Origin of the sequence: Flavobacterium sp. (assembly GCF_044339515.1) — a bacterium.
GTDB lineage: Bacteria > Bacteroidota > Bacteroidia > Flavobacteriales > Flavobacteriaceae > Flavobacterium.
Genome location: NZ_JBIIVK010000038.1, coordinates 15,604 through 37,671 on the forward strand (window position 1 = coordinate 15,604; position 22,068 = coordinate 37,671).

Consider the following 22,068-nt stretch of genomic DNA (forward strand, 5'->3'; position numbering starts at 1 on the left):
ATAAAATCATCAAGTTGTTTTCCTTAACATTTTCATAACGATTGAGGTTTTGTAATGGCTGAATTTTGCGGTCAAATTAAATCAAAAACGATGAAAAAAAATTTACATTTATTTTTACTTATTTTTTTCTTATCTGTCTTTATGACAGAAGGGTATGCCCAAGGTAATACAACAGCTTCCATCTTGGGAAAAGTTTCTGAAAAGGGTGAAGAATTATTACCAGGAGCAACTATAATTGTAACACACGAACCTTCCGGAACACGTTACACTGCTACTACCGATGAAAAAGGAGCCTATAGAATCTCTAATATGAGAGTAGGAGGTCCTTATATAATGGATGTAACCTATATAGGATATAAGCCATTTAAAGGACAAAATATTTATCTGCAATTAGGAGATTCTCAGTTGATCAATGTTGATTTGGAAAGCGAAGTCAGTGCTTTGGAGGAAGTAGTGCTAACGGGTACAAAAGACTCTGATTTTAATTCTAAAAAAACAGGTGCTCAAACCATTATCGATTCCAAGAGAATTCAAAATTTACCCACATTGTCAAGAAATATAACTGACTTTGCTCGTTTAACTCCACAAGCTCAGTTGCGTGGAGACGATGTCATTTCGATAAGTGGGCAAAACAATCGTTTCAATGCTATTTACATCGACGGAGCTGTAAACAACGATGTTTTCGGTTTAGCTGCCAACGGAACTAATGGAGGGCAAACGGGAGTTAGTCCTATATCTGTAGATGCCATTGAGCAATTTCAAGTGCAAGTTGCTCCTTTTGATGTGAAAATTTCGGGATTTGCCGGAGGTTCAATAAGTGCTATCACCCGATCAGGGACAAATAGCTTTGAAGGTTCTGCTTATTATTTAAACAGAAATCAAAATTTGGCCGGGATGACGCCGAATGCAATTAGTTCAACCAACAGAAGTAAACTAGCTGAATTCGATGCTACCACTATTGGAGTAAGAGCCGCAGGAGCAATTAAAAAAGACAAATTGTTCTATTTTATTAATTATGAACGCCAAGATAATGAAACGCCACAGCCTTTTGAGATAAACAGTTATATTGGAAATATCGCTTTGCAAGGTAGTAGTCCGGATATTGTACCCGGTTTAGCAGCAACAAGAATTGGTGAGTTGAGCGATTATTTAATTTCAGAATATGGCTACAATCCAGGTGAATATGCTAGTACAAACAGTTCCTTAGTCAGTGATAAATTTATTGCAAAAGTTGACTGGAATATTAACGACAATCATAAATTGGCTGTTCGTCATAGTTTAGTAAAAGCTGTAAATATTTCACCTTTTAGATCTTCAAACACTTCAATCAATTTCTATAATGGGGCACAAGAATTTACGTCCACCACAAACTCATCATCGATTGAACTTAGTTCACGATTCAGTGACAAAGTTTCAAATAACTTAGTTTTAGGTTACACGAGTGTCAAAGACGACCGTAATGCATTAGGAGATCCTTTCCCTTATTTAGAAATCAGAGATGGTTTAGGAACCATTTTTGTAGGTTCAGAGCCTTTTTCCACGGCTAATTTATTAGAACAAAATATTTTTACATTGACAGATAATGTTGAAATTCAAGCCGGAATTAATACTATAACTATTGGAACTCACAATGAGTTTAGTTCTTCAAAGAACGTTTTCTTCGGGAGAAATTACGGCTATTATCGTTATAGTACATTACAAGATTTCTTAGATAATAATAAACCAAACAGATTTAGAATAGGATATTCATTAGTAGGAGGAGATGGAGATGATTCGGAAGGAGCAGCAGAATTTGATGTGATGCAGTTTGGTGGGTATATTCAAAATGAGATGCGAATTTCAGACAATTTTAGATTCTCTTTTGGACTCAGGGTAGATGTACCGGTTTGGGATGAGTATATCGTGAATGAAGACTTCAACAATAGAACAATTCCTCTTTTGGAGGCTGCCGGTAAAGATTTAAAAGGAGCAAAAGTTGGCAATCGAATTGATTCTAGAGCACATATTTCGCCTCGTTTAGGTTTTAATTATGATGTAAATGGGAAAAAACAGACCCAAATCAGAGGTGGTTTAGGAATTTTTACTTCGAGACTTCCATTAGTTTGGCCTGGCGGAGCTTACAACAATAATGGGGTAACACAAGGGAATGTTGACATCAATGGAGCTACTAATCCGAATATGCCAAACTTTAATCCCAACACCAGCGTTTCATCTCAAATTGCAGGATTACCGTCTAATATTGCTCCTGCTCAAGGAAATCCTGGTGCTCCCGGTCAATTTTCCGGAGTTGTAGATTTGTTTGCGAAGGATTTTAAATTGCCACAAGTCTTTAAAGCTAATCTGGCTATTGACCAAAAATTACCATTTGGAATACGTTTGACAACTGATTTTACTTATAACGATAATATTAGTGCAATTACGTATGAAAACATTAATTTGAGAGAACCGGCAACAAACTTAACAGGTGGAGACAATCGGCCTCGTTATAATGCTAACAATAGAATTGACAATACTTATCAAGGGATTTATCTAGCTTCTAACACCAACGAAGGTAAGTCGTGGAATGCGGCATTTACATTAACGAGAAATTTTACATCAGATAAAATTGACGCAAGTATTCAAGCCACGTATTCGTATGGAGAATCAACCACATTGTTTGATGCTACTTCATCCCAAAACAGTTCTCAATGGAATAATATTGAAACTGTAAATGGATCAAATGCGATTGGTGGAGTGACTCGTTCCGATTTTGATCAAGGGCATCGAGTTTTGGCTAATTCATTCCTAACTTACAAATGGAACAAGTACTTAAAAACCAGAATTGGTTTGTTTTACGAAGGAGCAGAAGGAACACCAATTAGTTATGTTTATAATGATAACGGAAGACTTTTAAGCGATACCTTTTCAAACTCAGCTCTGATTTATGTGCCTGCCAATCAATCGGACATTGTTTTAGTAGCGGACCCATCTACCGGATTAGATCCACAACAACAATGGGACGCTTTGAATGCATTTATTGAAGGAAACGATTACCTTAAAAGTAGAAGAGGAAACTATGCGGAGCGAAATGGAGACCGATTAAAATGGAGTCATGTGATTGATTTAAAATTTGCTCAAGAGTTTATTTTAAATATCAAAAACAAGAAGCATACATTTGAGTTAACCGCTGACATTTTTAACTTTACAAACCTTTTAAATAAAGACTGGGGGAAACGTTATTTTGCCACTTTTGACCAAGTGCAATTGCTCAATCAGGTTGGCTTTTTAGCCGATGGTACAACACCAACATTCCGTTATAATCCAGCAGTTGAACAATCATTAAATCAGATTGATGATCAAGGGTTAAACTCTTCAAGATGGCAAATGCAGATTGGGGTTAGATATACCTTCAACTAACAGAAATTTTTTTATTTGTTTTGATGAAAAGCCTTCGGTTAATTTAATCGGAGGTTTTTCTTTTTTTGATTATATTTGTTATTCAAAAAATAAAAGCTATGTACGAACTTTTACAAAAACTTCATTCTTGGTGGGCTTATTTAGCTCTCATTGTACTTTTAATCGCTGTCGTTAATGCCTTAATAGGCTATACGTCCAAAAAATCCTTTGAATCAAAAGACTTACGAATTTCACTTTTTGCACTAATATTTACGCATGTGCAATTGCTTTTGGGTTTAGCCGTTTATTTTGTTTCTCAAAAAGGTTTCAAAGCATTTGAAATTGAAGGAGCCATGAAAAATTCCGAATTGCGTTTAACCATGTTAGAGCATCCACTCATTAATATTATTGCTATTGCTCTAATTACAATTGGATGGTCTAAACACAAAAAAGTGGCACAAGAACTTAAATTCAGAAAAATATTTTTCTTTTACGCTATTGGGTTAGTCCTTATATTAAGTCGACTTCCATGGAAAACATGGTTAGTTTAAGAATTTAAACCACGAATTGACGTGGTTTTTTTATTTTTGGAATACTATTTGTTAAATGAAACAAACACTTAAAAGTTGGATTATGAAACACAAAACCGAACTTCTCGTGTTTGGCCTATTTGCCCTACTGTTTTTTAGTAGTTTTTCATTTAAAACAAATCGTTTTGAAAAACCAATGCTGCAACGTTTAATACTAAACGATACAATAAAAAAGGACAGCCTTTCAATAGACAGTGTAAGAGTAGAAGCAAATTATCGTTTTAAATTATATAAAAAAGGAGCACACGCTTCTTACTATCACGATAAATTCACGGGAAGAAAAACTGCAAGCGGTCAAATTTTTGACAATCAAAAGTATACAGCGGCTCATAAAAAACTGCCTTTTGGCACCAAAGTTCGTGTGACTAATGAGGCCAATGACAAATCAGTTATGGTTATCATCAACGACCGAGGGCCATTTTCAAAAGGAAGGGAAATTGATTTAAGCAAAAGAGCTTTTCGGGATATTGCCAGACACCATGGTCACGGTTCTATGAAAGTTACCATTGAAATTGTGGAAGAGGTGAAAGACAGTTTAGAGGGTGATTAATTATTTATTTCAACGAGCTGCTCTTTGCGGGCCACAACAGTTGTGTTTTTACTTTGTTATAGTTGTTTAGTCTTTTACTGAATGGCAAGAAACCATAAAAACGGAGCAAAATAAGAGTATAAATTTATTTACTCTTCCCAGTTTTTATAGGGATTTTTGCTCAAATAAGCATTGTAATATTTTTCGTCATTGGTGACTTCTTGTCCCAACCAATCCGGTTTTTCAAAGCTTTCAGATTCCGAAGTTAATTCAATTTCGGCAATAATTAACCCTTCGTTTTCACCGGAAAAAACATCTACTTCATACACATGAATCCCCATTTTTATTTCGTATCGAATTTTATCAATCACCCCTTTTTCGCAAATAGATAAAAGTTGTTCGGCTTCATCAACAGTAATTTCTTTTTCCCATTCCAATCGGCTCAAGCCGGATTCGTTTCCTTTTCCTTTAACAGTTAAAAAGCCTTTATCACCTTTGACTCGAACACGAACCGTTCGTTCCGGATTAGAACTCAAATAACCTTGTACAATTCTATTTTGCTGAAAAGCTTCTGATTTGAAAACATTGGAAAGAACTAAAAATTTTCGTTCAATTTCTATCATAGAATTATTTTTTCACTATATTGTGAGGTAAAGATAATTCAATACATTCGTATTGTAAAACAAATTTTAAAATGCCACGATTGTTTGCAAAAAAAGGAAAGAAATCCATCGTTGAAATGGTTAGCTACTATTTTGACGAAAATAAGCGATGGAGAGAAGCTGCTGATCCCTATGAAGTGTTGGTCACTATAGTTTCCGCTCTTCGACCAAAGAAATTAAAGAATCTTCAGCCGGTTGATATTTCCGATTTAATTGGGTTTTTAGTGGATAATGAACATATCAAAAATGAGTTTTCAATTTACATCAAAGGATTATTTTCCGGAAAAAAAATCAACAGAATAGTAACAGATGCTGCGGTTTTGCAAGATGCCGATTTTTTATATGAAGTAAAGAAAAGGTTATTTGCTAAAATTTTACCTTATCAACATCATTCAGACTCCCTAGAATACGTACTTAATCAAGTTTTTTACAGTGATACCGATCCGCTTTGGCTGCAAAAAATACCTCAGGGACAAATTGAAACACTTTATGATCTACTGGAATTTTCGTCAATTTATGAATCAGAGGATGAAAATTCAGTTTTGTCTGAACTTTTAATGTCTATGACGCTTATCTCCCAACGCATGAGTGGTCGTGCCTTAGAGTCTGATGTGCTCAAAATGGTGCCGGAATATTTTCATCACGAAAGTCCGTTTGCGGCTTTTGAAAAAGAGCTACAAACCCTGCAAAACGAGTTGAGTGCCGATGGCAACAATCGTTTGGTTACCTCTGATAATTTATCGTATAAACAATTGTTAATTTTGCATAAGCAATGCGAAGAATATGTAGAAAAAGCTTTTCACAACTCTTCGAAATATGGCATAACCATACATGTCAACCAAAGTTTGCTTAGGATTCGCCAACAGTTGGTGCGTTTAAAAGTGCTACTGCCGTTGCTCACCGTAAATCAGGAAATCGATAAAAAAAGAAACACTATTCGATTAGCTTATAAACTCATCAAATACAATTGTACCCGAAACAATCTTCGCACTTTTATTAAAGAAAGTACACAGTTGTTGTCGTATGAAGTAACTCAACATACCGCAAAAACAGGAGAAAAGTACATCACACAATCCAAAGGGGAGTATTTCAAAATGTTCAATACCGCCTTGGGTGGAGGATTGATTGTGGGTATTTTATGTATTATTAAAGTATTGCTTTCCAAATTGGAAGCCAGTGATTTTGGTCATGCGTTTTTGTATAGTATGAATTACTCGTTTGGATTTATTGCCATTTATGTTTTGGGATTCACACTAGCAACCAAACAGCCGGCGATGACTGCTGCTGCCTTAATTCGAGCCTTGGAAGATGGTATTAAGAACGGCGATTCGACTGAAAAACACCAAGGATTTGCTGTCTTTTTTGCACGTGTTTTTCGTTCGCAATTCATTGCTTTTGTGGGAAATGTTATTATGGCATTTCCGGTTTCATTAGCAGGAATTTGGTTAATTGATTTAGCCTTTGATTATAACATTGCAGCAACCAAATGGAATACGTTGGTTACGGATTTGAGTCCCATTCATTCGATGGCAATTTTTCATGCAGCTATTGCCGGATTCTTTTTGTTTTTGTCTGGAATCATCTCGGGGAGTGTTGCCAATCGCGATAAACATTACGAAATTTACCAACGTATTAAAGAACATCCTTTTTTAAAACGCAGTTTTGGCAAAGAAAAAGCCGAAGAATTTGCTCACTGGTATGAAAAAAAATGGGCCGGAATAATTTCTAACTTTTGGTTTGGCGTTTTTATGGGCTCCACGGCTTCTGTTGGTATTTTTTTCGGATTGAATTTAGATATTCGTCACATTACTTTTGCCAGCGGAAACCTTGCTCTTGCCCTTTACGGTTCAGATTATTCCTTGGATTTTTGGATGCTTTTTTGGGGAATTTTAGGTATTGGAATTATCGGAATGGTTAACTTTGCTGTCAGTTTCAGTTTGTCATTAGGGTTGGCGTTTCGTTCAAGAGATATCCCTTTTTCTGAGGTAAGAAGTATTGTAAATTCTATTTGGCAACATTTTAAACACAAGCCATTTTCTTTCTTTTTTCCAACCGGAACTAATGCTTTAACCCATGGAGGAGGAGATCAAACTTCGCAAGATCATTCACATTGACATGGATGCTTTTTATGCTTCTGTGGAGCAAAAAGATTTTCCTGAGTTAGTAGGAAAGCCTTTGGCTGTTGGCGGGAGTGAGATCCGCGGAGTGATTTCTGCCGCCAGTTATGAAGCCCGAAAATTTGGTGTTCGAAGTGCGATGAGTGGCGTTCAAGCCAAAAAATTATGTCCTGAATTGGTTTTTGTGCGACCACGATTTGAACGTTACACAGAAATTTCAAAGATAATCCGAAAGATTTTTTATGAATATACCGACTTGGTTGAACCACTTTCGTTAGACGAAGCCTATTTGGATGTAACGCAAAATAAAAAAGGAAATCCGAGTGCTTCCTTACTTGCACAAGAAATCCGAAAACGTATTTTTGAAGAAACCGGTCTCACGGCTTCGGCAGGAATCTCCATCAATAAATTTGTTGCAAAAGTAGCTTCGGATTATAATAAACCAAATGGACAAAAAACGGTCAATCCCGATGAGGTTGAACCTTTTTTGGAAGCCTTAGATATTCGAAAATTTTACGGAATTGGAAAAGTCACCGCTGAACGGATGTATCAATTGGGCATTTACACCGGGAAAGATTTGAAAAACAGAAGTTTAGCATTTTTAGAACAGCATTTCGGCAAAAGCGGAACACATTATTATTACATTGTTCGGGGCATTCACAACAGTCCTGTTAAACCGAACCGCATTTCAAAATCGGTGGGAGCAGAGCGAACATTTAATGAAAATTTATCTTCTGAAGTATTTATTGAAGAACGTTTGGAAAGCATCGCCAAAGAACTCGAACGACGTTTACAAAAACACAAAATCGCCGGAAAAACCATCACCTTAAAAATAAAGTACTCCGATTTTTCACAACAAACTAGAAGCAAAACGTTGCCTTATTACATTTCGGATAAAGCCTTGTTATTAGAGACCGCCAAGGAATTATTGTATCAAGAAAAGCTGAAGGAATCGGTTCGTTTGTTGGGCATTTCATTGAATAATTTAAATACGGAAGTAAAGAAAACGGTGGTGGTGCAGTTGAGGTTTGAGTTTTAAAGCTTTTTTATTATTATTTTTATAAAAAATAGCAAACATGATAATTAATTTAAATTCTTTTTGCACCGTTAAATACTTGGTTCTTTTAGCTTGTTTTTTGTCTTTTCAATTAAAAGCCCAGACTAAAGAAAATGTAACTATTACCGATGCAATAGATATTTCTGCTTTACAAGAAGGCTATCAAAAAAAGCAATATTCCATAGAGGAGATTACAAAAGCTTATTTGGATAGAATTGAGTCGATTGACAAAAATGGTTCGCAACTCAATGCGATTCTTACTATTAATCCTGATGCCATATCCATTGCAAAAGCATTAGATTTAGAATTAAAACAAGGAAAGTGGCGAGGACCCTTGCATGGCGTTCCGGTTTTATTAAAAGATAATATAAACACCAATGATAAAATGCCAACCACTGCCGGTTCAAAGGCATTGGCTAATTCTTTTCCTTTAGAGGATAGTTTTATCGTAAAAAAATTGAGTGCTGCCGGAGCAGTTATAATCGGTAAAACAAATTTAAGTGAATGGGCAAATTTTAGATCTCATCCTTCCTCAAGTGGTTGGAGCGGGTTGGGAGGTCAAACAAAAAATGCCTATGATGGCGAAAGAAATCCGTGTGGCTCGAGTTCCGGTTCGGCAGTGGCAGTAGCGGCCAATTTAGCGGTGTTTGCCATTGGAACCGAAACCAATGGGTCGATCGTTTGTCCGTCTCATGCCAATGGCATTGTGGGATTAAAACCTACGGTTGGATTAATCAGTAGAGCAGGGATTATCCCGATTTCATTTACACAAGATACCGCAGGACCAATGGCACGTTCTGTAAAAGATGCGGCGATTATTTTAGGTTGGCTAACCGGAGTTGATCCGGACGATTCTAAAACTGCGGCTAGTGAAAAGTATCGTCAAACGGATTATGCAGGTTCATTAGATAAAGAAAGTTTAAAAGGCAAACGAATTGGCGTTTTTACCGGAGTGAAAGGGAAATCCACAGCAGTAGATGCTTTGTTTCAAAAAGCAGTTTCTGCCATTGAAGCTCAAGGAGCTACCATTGTTGAGGTCCCAGAAATTAGTCCGGAAATCACCAACGGTCAGTCGTTTACAGTTCTTTTGTATGAGTTTAAACAGGGATTAAATGATTATTTCAAATCGCTCGGACCTAATGCATCAATCAAAACCTTAGAAGAACTAATTGCGTTTAATAAAAAAGATGCGGAAGGGTTAAAGCACTTTAATCAATTATTATTGGAATTAGCTCAACAGAAAACGGATTTAAACAGTGAAGAATATAAAACGGCTTTAGCAGGCATGTTTGCAAATTCGCAAGCGAACGGAATTGATAAGGTGATGAATGACAATCAATTGGATGCAATTGTTGCTCCAACCGGAACACCTGCTTGGCTGACAGATTGGGAAAAAGGGGATCAATTTGTTTTTGGCACTTCCGGTCCGGCAGCTCATGCCGGATATCCTAACTTAACCGTTCCAATGGGATATGTCGATGGTTTGCCGGTAGGAATTTCTTTTATTGGTAGAGCGTGGAGCGAAGCACTACTTTTAAATTTAGGTTATTCTTTTGAACAAAACACAAAACACAGAATAGCACCACAATTAAAAAGGAATTGATTTTTGGAGAAATAAAGTAATCAAGCAAAAGATTATTGTTCCGGCGGCAGAGGATTAATTGATCATGTAGTGGTTTTGCGGATGTTTTGTTAAACCATACGAAGATATTCGTGCATTAGCGTTGTGAATATAGAGAATTTTAAGATTTTGAAAGAATTTAAATTTAAAAAATTAACCACCTCACAAGCCAAAATTCCACTATTTTTGTAATACAAAAACATTTTGCTTTATTAGCTCATTCCATTTCAATGAAAGATAAATTTTATCAATACATACAAAATCTTCAAAATCAAATAACTTCTAAATTAGAAAAAGTAGATAGCGAAGTAAAATTTAGAGAAGACATTTGGGAACGTCCCGAAGGCGGTGGTGGCAGAACCCGCGTGATTGAAAATGGAAGAGTTTTTGAAAAAGGCGGTGTCAACATTTCAGCTGTTCACGGAAAGTTACCTGATTCGATGCAACAATTATTCAACGTAGGCGAAGCCGATTTTTTTGCCTGTGGATTAAGTTTAGTGATTCATCCCAAAAACCCAATGGTTCCCACCGTTCATGCCAATTGGCGGTATTTTGAAATGTATGATGACAAAGAAGCAGTTATCAATTCATGGTTTGGCGGAGGTCAGGATTTAACGCCTTATTATCTGTTTGAAGAAGATGCCATTCATTTTCATCAAACATGCAAGAACGCTTGTGACAAACATAATCCGGATTTTTATCAGAAATATAAAAAACAATGTGATACTTATTTTTGGAATGCTCACAGAAACGAAGCCAGAGGAATTGGCGGATTATTTTTTGATTATTGCAAAGCGACGGATACTGAGACGATGGAAAACTGGTATGATTTTGTGACTGAAGTGGGGAATAGTTTTCTGGAAGCCTATGTTCCAATCGTTGAAAAAAGAGTACATTTACCGTATTCGGAAGCACAACGAAAATGGCAGGAAATCCGACGTGGTCGTTATGTAGAATTTAATCTGGTTCACGATAAAGGAACGCTTTTCGGACTAAAAACCAATGGCAGAATCGAAAGCATTTTGATGAGTTTGCCTCCGCATGTGCAATGGGTATATGATCATCATCCTGAAGAAGGAAGCGAGGAAGAAAAATTAATTTCGGTGCTACAAAAGCCAAAAGAATGGGTGTAAAAATTGTAATACTACTGTTTTTGGGAGGAATTAGCTGCTCGTTTGCTCAGCAGGATGCTGATCAAAGCAGTCATTTTACAAATTATGATGAAAAAGTAATAACCAGTTTATACTATTTTGACACTTCCAATAGTTTTGAATTCAACTTTAATTTAGACGGCACAGCCAATTATTTAGAATTTGAACCTAATCGACGGGAGCAAATCGGTATGAATTTGAGTTATAAATTTATCGATGTTTCCTACGGATTTTCTCCTTCTTTTTTTGCAAAGAATAAAGATAACAGTGATTCAAAATTATTCACCTTAAGCACCCGATTGTATCATAAAAAATGGATGCAATCGCTCACTTTTATCAATCAAAAAGGGTTCTATGTGAGCAATGACGAATTAGAAATTTCTTTTCCGCGAATGCGAACTACAAAGATTGGTGGAACTACATCCTATATTTTTAATGATAAATTTTCATTCAAAACCATTGCCAATCAAAAAGAATGGCAATCCAAAAGTGCCGGTAGTTTTATTCCAAATCTTTCAATGTATTATACCAATTTCGATTTAAATGATGGCGGCGAAGATACTAAAAGCAACATTTTTCTGGCTTCCTTGGCTCCGTCTTATTTTTATAACTTTGTTATTAATAATCATTTCTTGCTTTCAGGTGGAATGTCAACCGGAGCAGGATTTACGAGTGTGGATGGAGATGTATCTGCTATTTATGAATGGAGTTTAAGTTTAAAAATTGGCTATAATTCCGATACGTTTTTTACCTTTGTCAACCTGAATTATATTGATTTTATTCAAGATACAACCGCTCAAATTCGATTAAACGACGAAATTTCAACTGTAAAAATAACCGCAGGCTATCGTTTTGATCCACCCAAAAAAGCAAAAGAATATTACGATAAAACAGCAGAAAAAGTTGGGTTGTAAATGAACTTACAATCTATAATAAAAAACACACCAATATTATGTTCCCACTCAGACGAAACCGAAGACTCAGAACCAACGAAACTATTCGCTCCTTAGTGCGAGAAACCATACTCTCTCCCAGCGATTTTATTGTCCCACTTTTTGTGGTGGAAGGTAAAAATGTGAAAGAAGAAATTCCGTCTATGCCCAATTATTTTCGATTGAGTCTTGATTTATTGGAAAAAGAAGTAAAAGAATTAGCCAAATTGAACTTGAAAACGGTTTTAGTTTTTGTAAAAGTTCCGGACAATTTAAAAGACAACAAAGGAACAGAAGCCTTAAACCCAAACGGATTAATGCAACGAGCAGTGAAAGTGATTAAAAATGCTGTCCCGGACATGATTGTGATGACTGATGTCGCGTTAGATCCGTACTCCTCTTTTGGTCACGATGGAGTGATTGAAAACGGAATGATTGTAAATGATATTACTTCCTCCATTTTAGCTGAAATGAGTTGTTCGCATGCCGAAGCCGGTGCCGATTTTGTAGCTCCAAGCGACATGATGGACGGAAGAATTCTGGAGATTCGTGAAGCATTAGAAGACGAAGGATACGTAAACACGGGGATTTTAGCTTACAGTGCAAAATACGCTTCTGCACATTATGGCCCGTTTCGTGATGCGTTAGATAGTGCTCCGGTAGATGCTCTGAACATTCCAAAAGACAAAAAAACCTATCAAATGGATTATCACAATCGTATTGAAGCGATTCGTGAAACGAGAATGGATATTGATGAAGGTGCAGATATCGTCATGGTAAAACCCGGTATTGCTTATTTGGATATTGTTCGGGAAATTAAAAACACATTTGACGTTCCGGTGGCTGTTTATCAAGTTTCCGGTGAATATGCAATGATTAAGGCAGCTGCCGAAAGAGGTTGGTTAGACCATGATGCCGTGATGATGGAACAAGTAACCGCGATCAAACGAGCCGGTGCCGATATGATGGCGAGTTATTTTGCAAAAGATGTCGTGAAAATCATTTCTTAAACAATATAATTTTACAATGAAGAAATTATTTTTTCTGTTCTTATTTTCAACGATAGTTTCCTGTGGAAAAAAAGAATCGGAATCTTTTAATAAAACAGAAACAAAGGAGGAGACGCCAATTGAATTAGGTGAAAAGTTGTTCAATGGTGCCGGAATGTGCTACTCTTGTCATAAACCTGAACAAAAAATCATCGGACCAAGTATTGTTGAAATCGCTAAAATTTATAAAGACAACAATGCCAATATCGTCGATTTTCTTAAAGAAAAAGCCGACCCAATTGTCGACCCAACACAATACGAAGTAATGAAAACCAATTTTGCTATCACAAAAAAAATGAGTGATGAAGAACTAAAAGCAATTGAATTGTTTATGTATAGTTTTTTAAAATAAGTCTAAAAAAAAAATTCGTGCTAATTCGCAGCAAAAATTATTCTGTGAAATTTACTCTAAAACCAATTTAAACCCAACTCTCGGAATATTTTCAATCCGGATGTTGGGTTCGTCTTTAAATATTTTTCGCAAGCGAGAAATAAACACGTCCAAACTTCTTCCCATAAAATAATCATCTGTTCCCCAAAGTTCCATCAGGATTTTTTCACGTTTCAAAACAGTGTTTTTGTTGTCTAAAAATAATTTCAATAGAGCCGCTTCTCTTTCGGTTAAGTTGGTAATTTCTTTCCCTTTGGAAACACAGTAATTGTTTGGGTTAAATTCGAAGGAACCGATTAAATAGGTAGCATTATTTTTAGAGGAGGTTTTTTGACTTCGGTTCAAAAAGACTTCTATCTTCAATGTCAATTCTTCCATGCTGTAGGGTTTTACCAAATAATCATCGGCACCCAATTTCAACCCTTTAATTCGGTCTTCTTTCATCGTTTTTGCAGAAAGAAAAATGATAGGAATCTCTTGATTTCGTTTTCTGATTTGCGTGGCAATTTCAAAACCATCCATATCGGGTAACATTACATCCAAAATGCACAAGTCAAAATCATCGTTGCAAAACGCTTCAAAACCAGATTGACCATTGGTAAAATGGGCTACATCGTATTGACTTTCTAAACTGTCGGCGGTTAAAAAACCTAATGTTTCGTCATCTTCTACATAAAGAATTTTCTTTTTACTCATAAAACATCTTTTTTTGGAATGAATATAGAAACCGTAATTCCTTTGGTTGAATTATTTTTAATTGAAATTTTCCATTGGTGCAAATCGATGATTTTTTTCACATAAAATAAACCAATGCCAAAACCTTCAATGTCTTTTTTGTTTTCTCTGGGCACGCGGTAAAACTTATCAAAAACATAATTAATGTGTTGAGGTGAAATACCACTTCCGTTATCCGAAAAACTTAGTATTATTCCTTTTTCTGTTTCTGATGATTTTATGGATATTTCCGGATTTTCTGAACAATATTTTACGGCATTATCAATCAAGTTAAACAGTATGTTATTGAAATGAAATTCGTCTGCTGAAATGTTTATCTTATCCGAAACAGTTATATCAATCTTAGTATTTTTAGTTGATTTAAGTAATGTATTTTCTTTCACTAATTCAAGAATTTCTCTAAGATTGATGGTGTTTTTTTCTAATTCAATCCATTTTGCATCGCCTTTTGCGACATTTAAAATCCGTTCGATGTGGTGATTTAATTTATGACTTTGGTTGGTGATGATTTGCATGTATTTGGCCAACTTTGGATTGTTTTTAATTTCTTCCTGCGAGGTAGCATATTGTGAAGCAATCAAAATAGACGAAAGCGGCGTTTTGAATTCATGCGTCATATTGTTGATGAAATCCGTTTGCAATTCGGTATATTTTTTTTGTTTTAATAATAGAATTACAGAGTAAACATAGATGATTAAAACCAAAAATAAAATTCCTGTGTATATCCAATATTGTCCTAGTGAAGTGATGAATTTATGTTGTAAATCCGGAAAACGAATTCCGAAATAATAAATTAATCCTTCGTTCTTTTTAAAACAGTTTTCACACTTTTCGGGTTTTCCGGCATCGCTTGAAATATAGCTGCCATAAATCATTTCGTCGGTGGCACAATCATATATGGCATATTCATAATCAAGGTCAAGTTTTACTTTTTGAAATTCAGTTTTGAGATAATATTCCAACACTTCATGCTCAAAAACATCATTTAAGTCCACAATATAATAGTCGTCTGTAATTTTTTTAACCTGATTGGTAATACTCAATTGCGTTTTATTGTCGCGATAAATCCGTTTCACTACATCTTGAAGAGCAAAATGAATTTTTTCTTCGAAATCTTTTTTCTCAAATTGATAGGCTTGATTCAACATTAGCAACTGCATGACCAAAACGCCGGCAATACACAGAAATCCGGCCAAGATGATGCTATTTAATCTGTTAAATTTCAAAGGTTTACTTTAATTATGTTTTGACAAATCTACTCATAGAAAGGTTTAAATTTTGTTTAAATAAAGGCGATTAACATCTCATTAACAAAACTTATATTGTGCTTAACAAATATCTGATTTCTTGTGAATATATTTGCTATGTTCAAAATGAATAATTTAACTAATTAAAAATAATAACGTATGAAATCATTAAAAGTATCTTTATTAGCAATTGCTGCTACAGTATTGTTTTCGGTTGGTGCAACCGCACAAGAAAAAAAACCTGCCGCTACTAAGCCGGCCATTACTACAACACCTGCGGCTCAAAAGCCAACTTCTCCTGTGACTTGGAAAGAAATATCGTATGATTTTGGAGACATCAAAAAAGGAACTCCGGTTTCTCACGATTTTTCGTTTACCAATACAACCAAACAAACGGTTATCATTACAAACGTAAAAGCTTCTTGTGGTTGTACTGCAACTAATTATACTAAAACACCGGTAAAGCCAGGTGAGACTGCAACTGTAACGGCTACTTATAATGCAGCTTCAGCAGGTGCTTTTTCTAAAACTGTTACTGTTTCTCTAAATGAAAACGAAGTACCAAAAGTACTTACAATCAAAGGAAAAGTAATTGATACCACTCCGGTTAGTCAATAATCTACATTCTAAATTATAATTCAATTGAACCATCTTGAAAATCAGGATGGTTTTTTTGTTAAAAATAATTTTTTATAGAAATTTATAACTTTTTCACACTTTTTTATATATTTATGGCTTAATTATAAAGCCATGATAGATAAAATTAAACTCGACAACATCTTATTTTTAGATATTGAAACCGTTCCGGAAGAGGAAAACTTCAAACTTTTAGACGAAGAAAAACAATATCTGTTTGAAACCAAAACACAATACCAACGCAAAGACGAATTTACTCCAGAAGAATTTTATGATCGTGCCGGAATTTGGGCAGAATTTGGTAAAATTATCTGTATATCTGTGGGTTATTTCACAACCAAAGGTGATATCCGAAACTTCAGAGTAACCTCTTTTTTTGGAGAAGAAAAGAAGATACTGAGTGATTTCAGTAACTTACTTACTAATCATTTTAATCAACCACAACATGTTTTGTGTGGTCACAATGCCAAAGAATTTGATTTTCCATTCATTGCCAGACGAATGATTATCAATCAAGTAGAGATTCCGCCAAAACTGAATTTATTCGGAAAAAAGCCTTGGGAAGTTCCACATATTGACACTATGGAATTATGGAAATTTGGTGATTATAAACATTTTTCGTCTATGCGTCTATTAACCAAGGTACTTCAGATTCCTTCACCCAAAGACGACATTGACGGAAGCGAAGTAGCCTATGTTTACTATGTTGAAAAAGACATCGACAGAATTATCACCTATTGCGAAAAAGATGTAATCGCTGTAGCACAAATTCTATTGCGTTTCAGAAGAGAAGATTTATTAATTAATGATGAAATAATTCACATATAAAAAAGGCTCCTTATAAGGAGCCTTTTTTTATCTTTTCAACACAATCTTCTTTGTGGTTTTTATTTTTTCATTACGAATAGATACCATATAAATCCCCTCTGAAAAAGAATTTAGATTCATTTCTATTGTAGAAGAATTAATTTGTTTTGATAGGATTAATCGTCCTTGTAAATCGAACAAGTCAACATTTGTGTCTAAATTTTCAGCCCAAGAGATGATTAGTTTTCCTTGGGTAGGATTCGGATGAATAACAAGCTGAACGAAACTATTTTCGTTTATACTAAGATTGTTTTCGATTGAAATAGGAATAACAATATTAGGCAACCAATTCGATGAAGCATTTTCAATATTAACTATGAAACTATCAGTCGCTTCCTCTGTTAATGTATTTGAGTAAGTAATTCTATTTAGGTTTATATCTTCTTGTGTAAAATTATCACCGATTGACAATGGAAAAGTTTCTTTTCTTAAAACTCCTAAAGATGGAAGTTCAAGTAAGGTATAGAATTGATTGTTTGCTTCTTGAAGTGGAGTGGAAGCATTCATTTCGTCAGACAAAATTGTTTTAGTACTATTTATTTCAGTAGTAATACCAGTGTTAACAAAATTTAATTCATTTTCTAAAAATACCGTATTACAAAAAGTTAAATTAACAGCATTAATTATACCTCCATCATTGTTATAGTTGTCGATTACATACAAAGTCCATTCTCCATCAGCAGACAATCCATTTAATAAGCTTAACGGCTGATTTGGTTTTATAATTCCGGAGATAGCTGGATTCGAACCACAATTGAGATCAGAACCAGAATCGTCAAGCGTTGCGATAATATCGTCCTGTCCACCACATGCTTCATCAAACAATGTAATTGTTGGACTTCCTATTTCAGAAGGCCCAATCAAATAAATTGATAAATCTTGCACCCATGTGTGCGATATATCCAGGCTTACATTGATATCTGCAATTGTGATTCCACCATTCACTATAATTGGTATATATGCTTCAGAATTGGCAACATTACCAATTGTTGAATCAGAAAAATCAGTAGCTGCAAACACAAGATTACAATCAAAAATGCCGGTTTGAAAATTTGACACTTTAAATGCATTAGCCTGTCCACATCGGTTGCTTGGTTTCACTCGCCAGTAGTATATTGTTTGGCTGTTTAAATCTGCAACATTAATCGTAGTGTTTTCGGTACTTTCAGACCAAACTACTGTGCTAAATGTCACGTCAGTTGAAACTTCAATAGTATAACTCTCGGCATTTACATCCTCTTCCCATGATAAATTTACTGAAGCGGCGATAGCCGATTGACCGTTTGAAGGTGAAATTGTGTTTATCAATTCAAAATCGGCACTCAATATTTTCAAATTTACGTACCTGGTTTCTGTTTCATTTGCATCGGAAGCTGTTACTCCTATTGAATATTCACCGGGTTCTACACTTGATAAATTTGATAATATCAATTCAAAATTACCATCACTACTTATTGTGTTTTGGCTAAAACTAGACACGGCACCATTGGGCAGATTTGTGGTTGACAATGTTACATTTCCATTGTTATTTGTGTTAAAAGCAAATAGAAAAGAAGCATTTTCGTCAGAACAAACGATTTGATCATAACCCAATGAAGCAAAACCAAAATCAGAGTCAATCCCCGAAACGATTAATGAATAATCTTGTGAATTGGTTTGTAAAGTTCCTTTGTGTGAAACAGTAATCGTATAATCTCCTCCATTGGCATTATCAATTTGGACGGTTTCAACGGTGTCTACAAAATTATCTCCGTTTCTCACGGCATTTTGAGTAGCATCTGCTTGCAAACGCCATGGGTAAAAAACAGCTTCTCCTTGAGTAATTCTAATGTCTAAATCGTGAACGATTGCCGGGGTCGGATCGTTTAAATTCCCGGAATTAGCTACACCAGGAATATCAGTCCAACAAATAGTAGCTACAAGAGGTTGCCCCGCTTTTGACTTTATCGTTTTAGTATAAACTTGATTTTGAGCTAGGCGTTCTTCTGAAATCCAAGTGTTTAAACCGTTATTAGAAATGGTATTCGCGGCGTTTTTCGCATTGAGTAATCCCCAGCCAAAAACAGCATCAGGCCCCGGGTTGCCGGCGTCATCTGCGGTTTGACAAGCTAAGCCTTTTAGCGTAGCAGATTTCATAAATCGTTGATATAAATTATTGTGATGTTGTTGTAATAATAACAACGTTCCCATCACATTCGGACTAGCCATTGAGGTTCCTGATAAGGTAGTGTAATTGTCATCACCACTGCTATTTGTAGAATATACGCCTGTACCATTCCCGGTAATATCCGGCTTAATTCGCAAATCGTCTGTTGGTCCTTCGCTACTGGCAGAGTTTATGTTGACAGAAATCAAATTGCCACTACTATTAATTTCTGCGTCTTGAGCATTCGCAACAACAAGGTTATTCTTCCCGTTTTTATGACCGGTTAGTTTATCAAAACCTTCTGTTGTTGGTTCGTTATTAACAACATTTCCATCATTCCCTGCAGCGGCAACCATTAAATAATAGGGTGAAACATAATGAATTAAATCCCATTGCAGAGCATCTTGCGAATAAGCTCCGGCATACCAACTGGGAACATTAAGTAATCGTGTTCCGTAGGAATGATTAGAAAGTAATAAACCTTCTTGAATCTCTCCTAATACTTCTGCTTCATCTTGCGTCCAGTCAAAAGTTTTTACCGTTGCTTGAAACGCCATTCCTTTGGCTTCAAAATCTACACCTGCTGCTCCAACGGTTCCGGTGACGTGTGTGGCATGAAAGCTGTTTCCGTTAAGTTCCGTAGTGCCATCTCCAACAACCATTCGTCCGCCAAATTCTTGATGTGAAGTCCGGGTTGGACCACCATCCCAAACACCGCCAACCATTCCTTGACCGTTTAGATTCAATCCTAACCCACCACCACTATGCAATTGATTAGCTCTTGTTGAAACTGCGGCATTGACATTGTTGATAGAAAAATATTTTGGACTTCCGTCAGAAAACAAACCCATTAGTTCATCAACACTTCCATCTGGATTTCTTTTGAAAATTTCCCATTGGTTTATTTTGGCGGAAAAGTAAGCTTTTTCTTTGTCTGTTTTCGCTTTTTCGGAAAGTTCAATCTGCAATTGTCTGATTTTAGTTAAATCATATTGCTCCAACAAAGCCTTTTTTTGTTCAGGTGTCTGACCAATAGCCGTAAGCGAAAAAAGTAATAATAGTAAATTTATACCCTTACCCATTTTAGAAAAGTAGCAATTTTTCATCGGTTGATTTGGAATTTTAAGGATTCAAAGATATAAATTTAATTTTTTCTAACGATTTGCTAAAAAAAATATAAATTATTTAACAATGGTTTAAGTATGGTTTAGCTGCTCGAAAGTCATTTCATAAGTAGTTACGAAAAAAAATAAAATACAGATGTAAATAAAAAAAATCGGTTAATTTTATAGTCATGGAAAAGAAAGTTCTATTAGCGGTAGAAAAGTTGACGATTTCTTTTAAAAAAGAGAAAGAATTTGTGCCCGTTGTGCATGGTTTAACATATCATTTATATGAAAATGAAATCGTTGGAATCGTTGGTGAATCCGGTTCTGGAAAGTCCGTTTCTTCCTTGGCAGTGATGGGTTTACTTCCTCCGAAGATTTCGAAAATATCCAATGGAACAATTTTCTTCGATGGAAAAGACCTTTCCGATTTATCCGATAAGGAATTTCAAAAAGTTCGTGGAAACGAAATAGCCATGATTTTTCAAGAACCGATGAGTTCATTGAATCCGTCTTTAAAATGTGGTTTTCAAGTTGCCGAAATTTTAGAAAGACACACATCATTATCTAAAAAAGAAATTAAAGCGGAAGTAATTTCTTTGTTTGAAAAAGTCAAATTACCCAATCCGGAGGAACTCTTCAACAAATATCCGCATCAAATTTCTGGTGGACAAAAACAACGCGTGATGATTGCCATGGCAATTGCTTGCAAGCCCAAAATTTTAATTGCCGATGAGCCAACAACCGCTTTAGATGTAACTGTCCAAAAAGAAATTATTCAATTATTGAAGGATTTGCAACACGAAACCAAAATGAGCATTTTGTTTATTTCCCATGATTTATCACTGGTTTCAGAAATTGCTAATCGGGTTTTGGTGATGTATAAAGGTGAAATCGTGGAACAAGGAAATGCCAAATCCATTTTTGAAAATCCACAGCACAATTATACCAAAGCATTAATTGCATCGCGACCGTCGTTGGAATTTCGATTAAAAAGGCTTCCAACCATTCAGGATTTTTTAAATGAAACGAGAAAAAGTGAAATTTTTTCTGCCGAAGAACGAAAAGAAAATCAGGAAAAAATATACTCCAAAGCTCCACTTTTGGAAGTAAAAAATGTAGAAAAAGAATATCTTTCGACTGTTGGTTTATTAGGAAAAAAACTGTCTTTTAAAGCTGTTAATGATGTAAGTTTTGAAATCTATGAAGGCGAAACAGTAGGTTTGGTGGGCGAATCGGGCTGCGGAAAATCTACGTTAGGCAACGCCATTTTGCAATTGGATAAAGCGACTGCCGGCCAAATTTTTTATAAAGGAAATGATATTACAAAACTGAATAAAGAAGAAATCCGAAAACTCAGAAAAGAAATTCAAATGATTTTTCAGGATCCCTATTCGTCGTTAAACCCGAGAATTCCAATCGGAAAAGCCATTATGGAGCCGATGAAAGTACACGGTTTGTATAAAAATGATGCCGAACGAAAAGCAAAAGCGATTGAAATATTAGAGCGAGTGGGGTTGGGTGAAGATTTTTTCAACCGATATCCACATGAATTTTCCGGCGGTCAACGGCAGCGTATCGGAATTGCTCGTACCATTGCTTTGCAACCAAAATTGATTGTGTGTGACGAATCAGTTTCGGCATTGGATATTTCTGTGCAAGCTCAGGTTTTAAATTTATTGAATGAATTAAAAGAAAATTTCGGATTCACCTATATCTTTATTTCCCATGATTTGGCTGTGGTGAAATACATGAGCGATCAAGTTTTGGTAATGAACAAAGGAAAGATTGAAGAAATAGCTGATGCGGATGAACTGTATGCCAATCCAAAAAGTGCTTACACTAAAAAATTAATTG

Annotated in this window: 17 protein-coding genes; 13 read left to right on the forward strand and 4 right to left on the reverse strand. The window is 35.5% G+C overall.

Annotated elements, in window-relative coordinates; genetic code table 11:
- Positions 1–90 precede the first annotated feature (90 nt).
- The 3 genes from ACIQ0M_RS10815 to ACIQ0M_RS10825 all read left to right on the forward strand — a co-directional run bounded on the left by ACIQ0M_RS10815 (position 91) and on the right by ACIQ0M_RS10825 (position 4,515).
- Entirely contained in the window at positions 91–3,396 is a 3,306-nt protein-coding gene (locus tag ACIQ0M_RS10815) for a carboxypeptidase regulatory-like domain-containing protein (RefSeq protein WP_396152105.1), read from the forward strand.
- Between the two features lie 98 nt (positions 3,397–3,494).
- Positions 3,495–3,926 (forward strand): hypothetical protein, encoded by a 432-nt coding sequence (locus ACIQ0M_RS10820; RefSeq protein ID WP_396152107.1) that lies wholly within the window; start codon positions 3,495–3,497, stop codon positions 3,924–3,926.
- 82 nt (positions 3,927–4,008) lie between these two features.
- On the forward strand, positions 4,009–4,515 hold the full coding sequence (locus ACIQ0M_RS10825) for a septal ring lytic transglycosylase RlpA family protein (protein WP_396152110.1): 507 nt from the start codon (positions 4,009–4,011) through the stop codon (positions 4,513–4,515).
- A gap of 128 nt (positions 4,516–4,643) precedes the next feature.
- On the opposite strand, the gene ACIQ0M_RS10830 is transcribed toward ACIQ0M_RS10825, so the two are convergent.
- The gene (locus tag ACIQ0M_RS10830; RefSeq protein WP_396152112.1) at positions 4,644–5,117 is read right to left on the reverse strand and encodes a CYTH domain-containing protein; all 474 of its coding nucleotides are present in this window, start codon (positions 5,115–5,117) and stop codon (positions 4,644–4,646) included.
- A gap of 71 nt (positions 5,118–5,188) precedes the next feature.
- On the opposite strand from ACIQ0M_RS10830, the gene ACIQ0M_RS10835 reads away from it, so the two are divergent.
- The 7 genes from ACIQ0M_RS10835 to ACIQ0M_RS10865 all read left to right on the forward strand — a co-directional run bounded on the left by ACIQ0M_RS10835 (position 5,189) and on the right by ACIQ0M_RS10865 (position 13,435).
- Positions 5,189–7,270: a recombinase gene (locus ACIQ0M_RS10835; RefSeq protein ID WP_396152114.1), complete on the forward strand. Its 2,082-nt coding sequence runs from the start codon at positions 5,189–5,191 to the stop codon at positions 7,268–7,270.
- Positions 7,230–8,312 (forward strand): DNA polymerase IV, encoded by a 1,083-nt coding sequence (gene dinB, locus ACIQ0M_RS10840; RefSeq protein ID WP_396152116.1) that lies wholly within the window; start codon positions 7,230–7,232, stop codon positions 8,310–8,312. The genes ACIQ0M_RS10835 and dinB overlap by 41 nt, the downstream gene beginning before the upstream one ends.
- Before the next feature lie 37 nt (positions 8,313–8,349).
- Positions 8,350–9,933 (forward strand): amidase, encoded by a 1,584-nt coding sequence (locus ACIQ0M_RS10845; protein ID WP_396152118.1) that lies wholly within the window; start codon positions 8,350–8,352, stop codon positions 9,931–9,933.
- A 248-nt stretch (positions 9,934–10,181) separates the two neighbouring features.
- A complete protein-coding gene (gene hemF / locus ACIQ0M_RS10850; protein ID WP_396152120.1) occupies positions 10,182–11,084 on the forward strand; it encodes an oxygen-dependent coproporphyrinogen oxidase in 903 nt (300 codons plus the stop codon).
- Entirely contained in the window at positions 11,075–12,016 is a 942-nt protein-coding gene (locus tag ACIQ0M_RS10855; RefSeq protein WP_396152122.1) for a DUF4421 family protein, read from the forward strand. Before hemF ends, ACIQ0M_RS10855 begins: the two co-directional genes overlap by 10 nt.
- Positions 12,017–12,054: 38 nt before the next feature.
- On the forward strand, positions 12,055–13,044 hold the full coding sequence (gene hemB, locus ACIQ0M_RS10860; protein WP_396152124.1) for a porphobilinogen synthase: 990 nt from the start codon (positions 12,055–12,057) through the stop codon (positions 13,042–13,044).
- A gap of 16 nt (positions 13,045–13,060) precedes the next feature.
- Positions 13,061–13,435 (forward strand): c-type cytochrome, encoded by a 375-nt coding sequence (locus ACIQ0M_RS10865; protein WP_396152126.1) that lies wholly within the window; start codon positions 13,061–13,063, stop codon positions 13,433–13,435.
- Positions 13,436–13,486: 51 nt separating this feature from the next.
- Here the strand turns inward: ACIQ0M_RS10865 and ACIQ0M_RS10870 are convergent, their stop codons facing one another.
- Both ACIQ0M_RS10870 and ACIQ0M_RS10875 read right to left on the reverse strand, forming a co-directional pair.
- Complete coding sequence (locus ACIQ0M_RS10870) at positions 13,487–14,170, reverse strand: response regulator transcription factor (RefSeq protein ID WP_396152128.1); 684 nt, start codon at positions 14,168–14,170, stop codon at positions 13,487–13,489.
- A complete protein-coding gene (locus tag ACIQ0M_RS10875; RefSeq protein WP_396152130.1) occupies positions 14,167–15,435 on the reverse strand; it encodes a sensor histidine kinase in 1,269 nt (422 codons plus the stop codon). The genes ACIQ0M_RS10870 and ACIQ0M_RS10875 overlap by 4 nt, the downstream gene beginning before the upstream one ends.
- Positions 15,436–15,615: 180 nt before the next feature.
- On the opposite strand from ACIQ0M_RS10875, the gene ACIQ0M_RS10880 reads away from it, so the two are divergent.
- Positions 15,616–16,074: a DUF1573 domain-containing protein gene (locus tag ACIQ0M_RS10880; RefSeq protein ID WP_396152132.1), complete on the forward strand. Its 459-nt coding sequence runs from the start codon at positions 15,616–15,618 to the stop codon at positions 16,072–16,074.
- 132 nt (positions 16,075–16,206) lie between these two features.
- The gene (locus ACIQ0M_RS10885; RefSeq protein ID WP_396152134.1) at positions 16,207–16,920 is read left to right on the forward strand and encodes a 3'-5' exonuclease; all 714 of its coding nucleotides are present in this window, start codon (positions 16,207–16,209) and stop codon (positions 16,918–16,920) included.
- Between the two features lie 27 nt (positions 16,921–16,947).
- On the opposite strand, the gene ACIQ0M_RS10890 is transcribed toward ACIQ0M_RS10885, so the two are convergent.
- Positions 16,948–20,211: a S8 family serine peptidase gene (locus ACIQ0M_RS10890; protein WP_396152136.1), complete on the reverse strand. Its 3,264-nt coding sequence runs from the start codon at positions 20,209–20,211 to the stop codon at positions 16,948–16,950.
- 188 nt (positions 20,212–20,399) lie between these two features.
- Here ACIQ0M_RS10890 and ACIQ0M_RS10895 point away from each other — a divergent pair.
- The coding region (locus tag ACIQ0M_RS10895; protein WP_396152138.1) for an ABC transporter ATP-binding protein at positions 20,400–22,068 on the forward strand (1,669 nt) is incomplete at its 3' end.

Excerpts from the sequence above, each read along its gene's own strand:
- ACIQ0M_RS10890 (WP_396152136.1), bottom strand. The coding sequence starts at position 20,211 with ATGAAAAATTGCTACTTTTCTAAAATGGGTAAGGGTATAAATTTACTA.
- ACIQ0M_RS10815 (WP_396152105.1), top strand. The coding sequence starts at position 91 with ATGAAAAAAAATTTACATTTATTTTTACTTATTTTTTTCTTATCTGTC.
- ACIQ0M_RS10835 (WP_396152114.1), top strand. The coding sequence starts at position 5,189 with ATGCCACGATTGTTTGCAAAAAAAGGAAAGAAATCCATCGTTGAAATG.
- ACIQ0M_RS10865 (WP_396152126.1), top strand. The coding sequence starts at position 13,061 with ATGAAGAAATTATTTTTTCTGTTCTTATTTTCAACGATAGTTTCCTGT.
- ACIQ0M_RS10855 (WP_396152122.1), top strand. The coding sequence starts at position 11,075 with ATGGGTGTAAAAATTGTAATACTACTGTTTTTGGGAGGAATTAGCTGC.
- dinB (WP_396152116.1), top strand. The coding sequence starts at position 7,230 with ATGGAGGAGGAGATCAAACTTCGCAAGATCATTCACATTGACATGGAT.
- ACIQ0M_RS10845 (WP_396152118.1), top strand. The coding sequence starts at position 8,350 with ATGATAATTAATTTAAATTCTTTTTGCACCGTTAAATACTTGGTTCTT.
- ACIQ0M_RS10820 (WP_396152107.1), top strand. The coding sequence starts at position 3,495 with ATGTACGAACTTTTACAAAAACTTCATTCTTGGTGGGCTTATTTAGCT.
- ACIQ0M_RS10880 (WP_396152132.1), top strand. The coding sequence starts at position 15,616 with ATGAAATCATTAAAAGTATCTTTATTAGCAATTGCTGCTACAGTATTG.
- ACIQ0M_RS10830 (WP_396152112.1), bottom strand. The coding sequence starts at position 5,117 with ATGATAGAAATTGAACGAAAATTTTTAGTTCTTTCCAATGTTTTCAAA.
- ACIQ0M_RS10825 (WP_396152110.1), top strand. The coding sequence starts at position 4,009 with ATGAAACACAAAACCGAACTTCTCGTGTTTGGCCTATTTGCCCTACTG.
- ACIQ0M_RS10870 (WP_396152128.1), bottom strand. The coding sequence starts at position 14,170 with ATGAGTAAAAAGAAAATTCTTTATGTAGAAGATGACGAAACATTAGGT.
- hemB (WP_396152124.1), top strand. The coding sequence starts at position 12,055 with ATGTTCCCACTCAGACGAAACCGAAGACTCAGAACCAACGAAACTATT.
- hemF (WP_396152120.1), top strand. The coding sequence starts at position 10,182 with ATGAAAGATAAATTTTATCAATACATACAAAATCTTCAAAATCAAATA.
- ACIQ0M_RS10885 (WP_396152134.1), top strand. The coding sequence starts at position 16,207 with ATGATAGATAAAATTAAACTCGACAACATCTTATTTTTAGATATTGAA.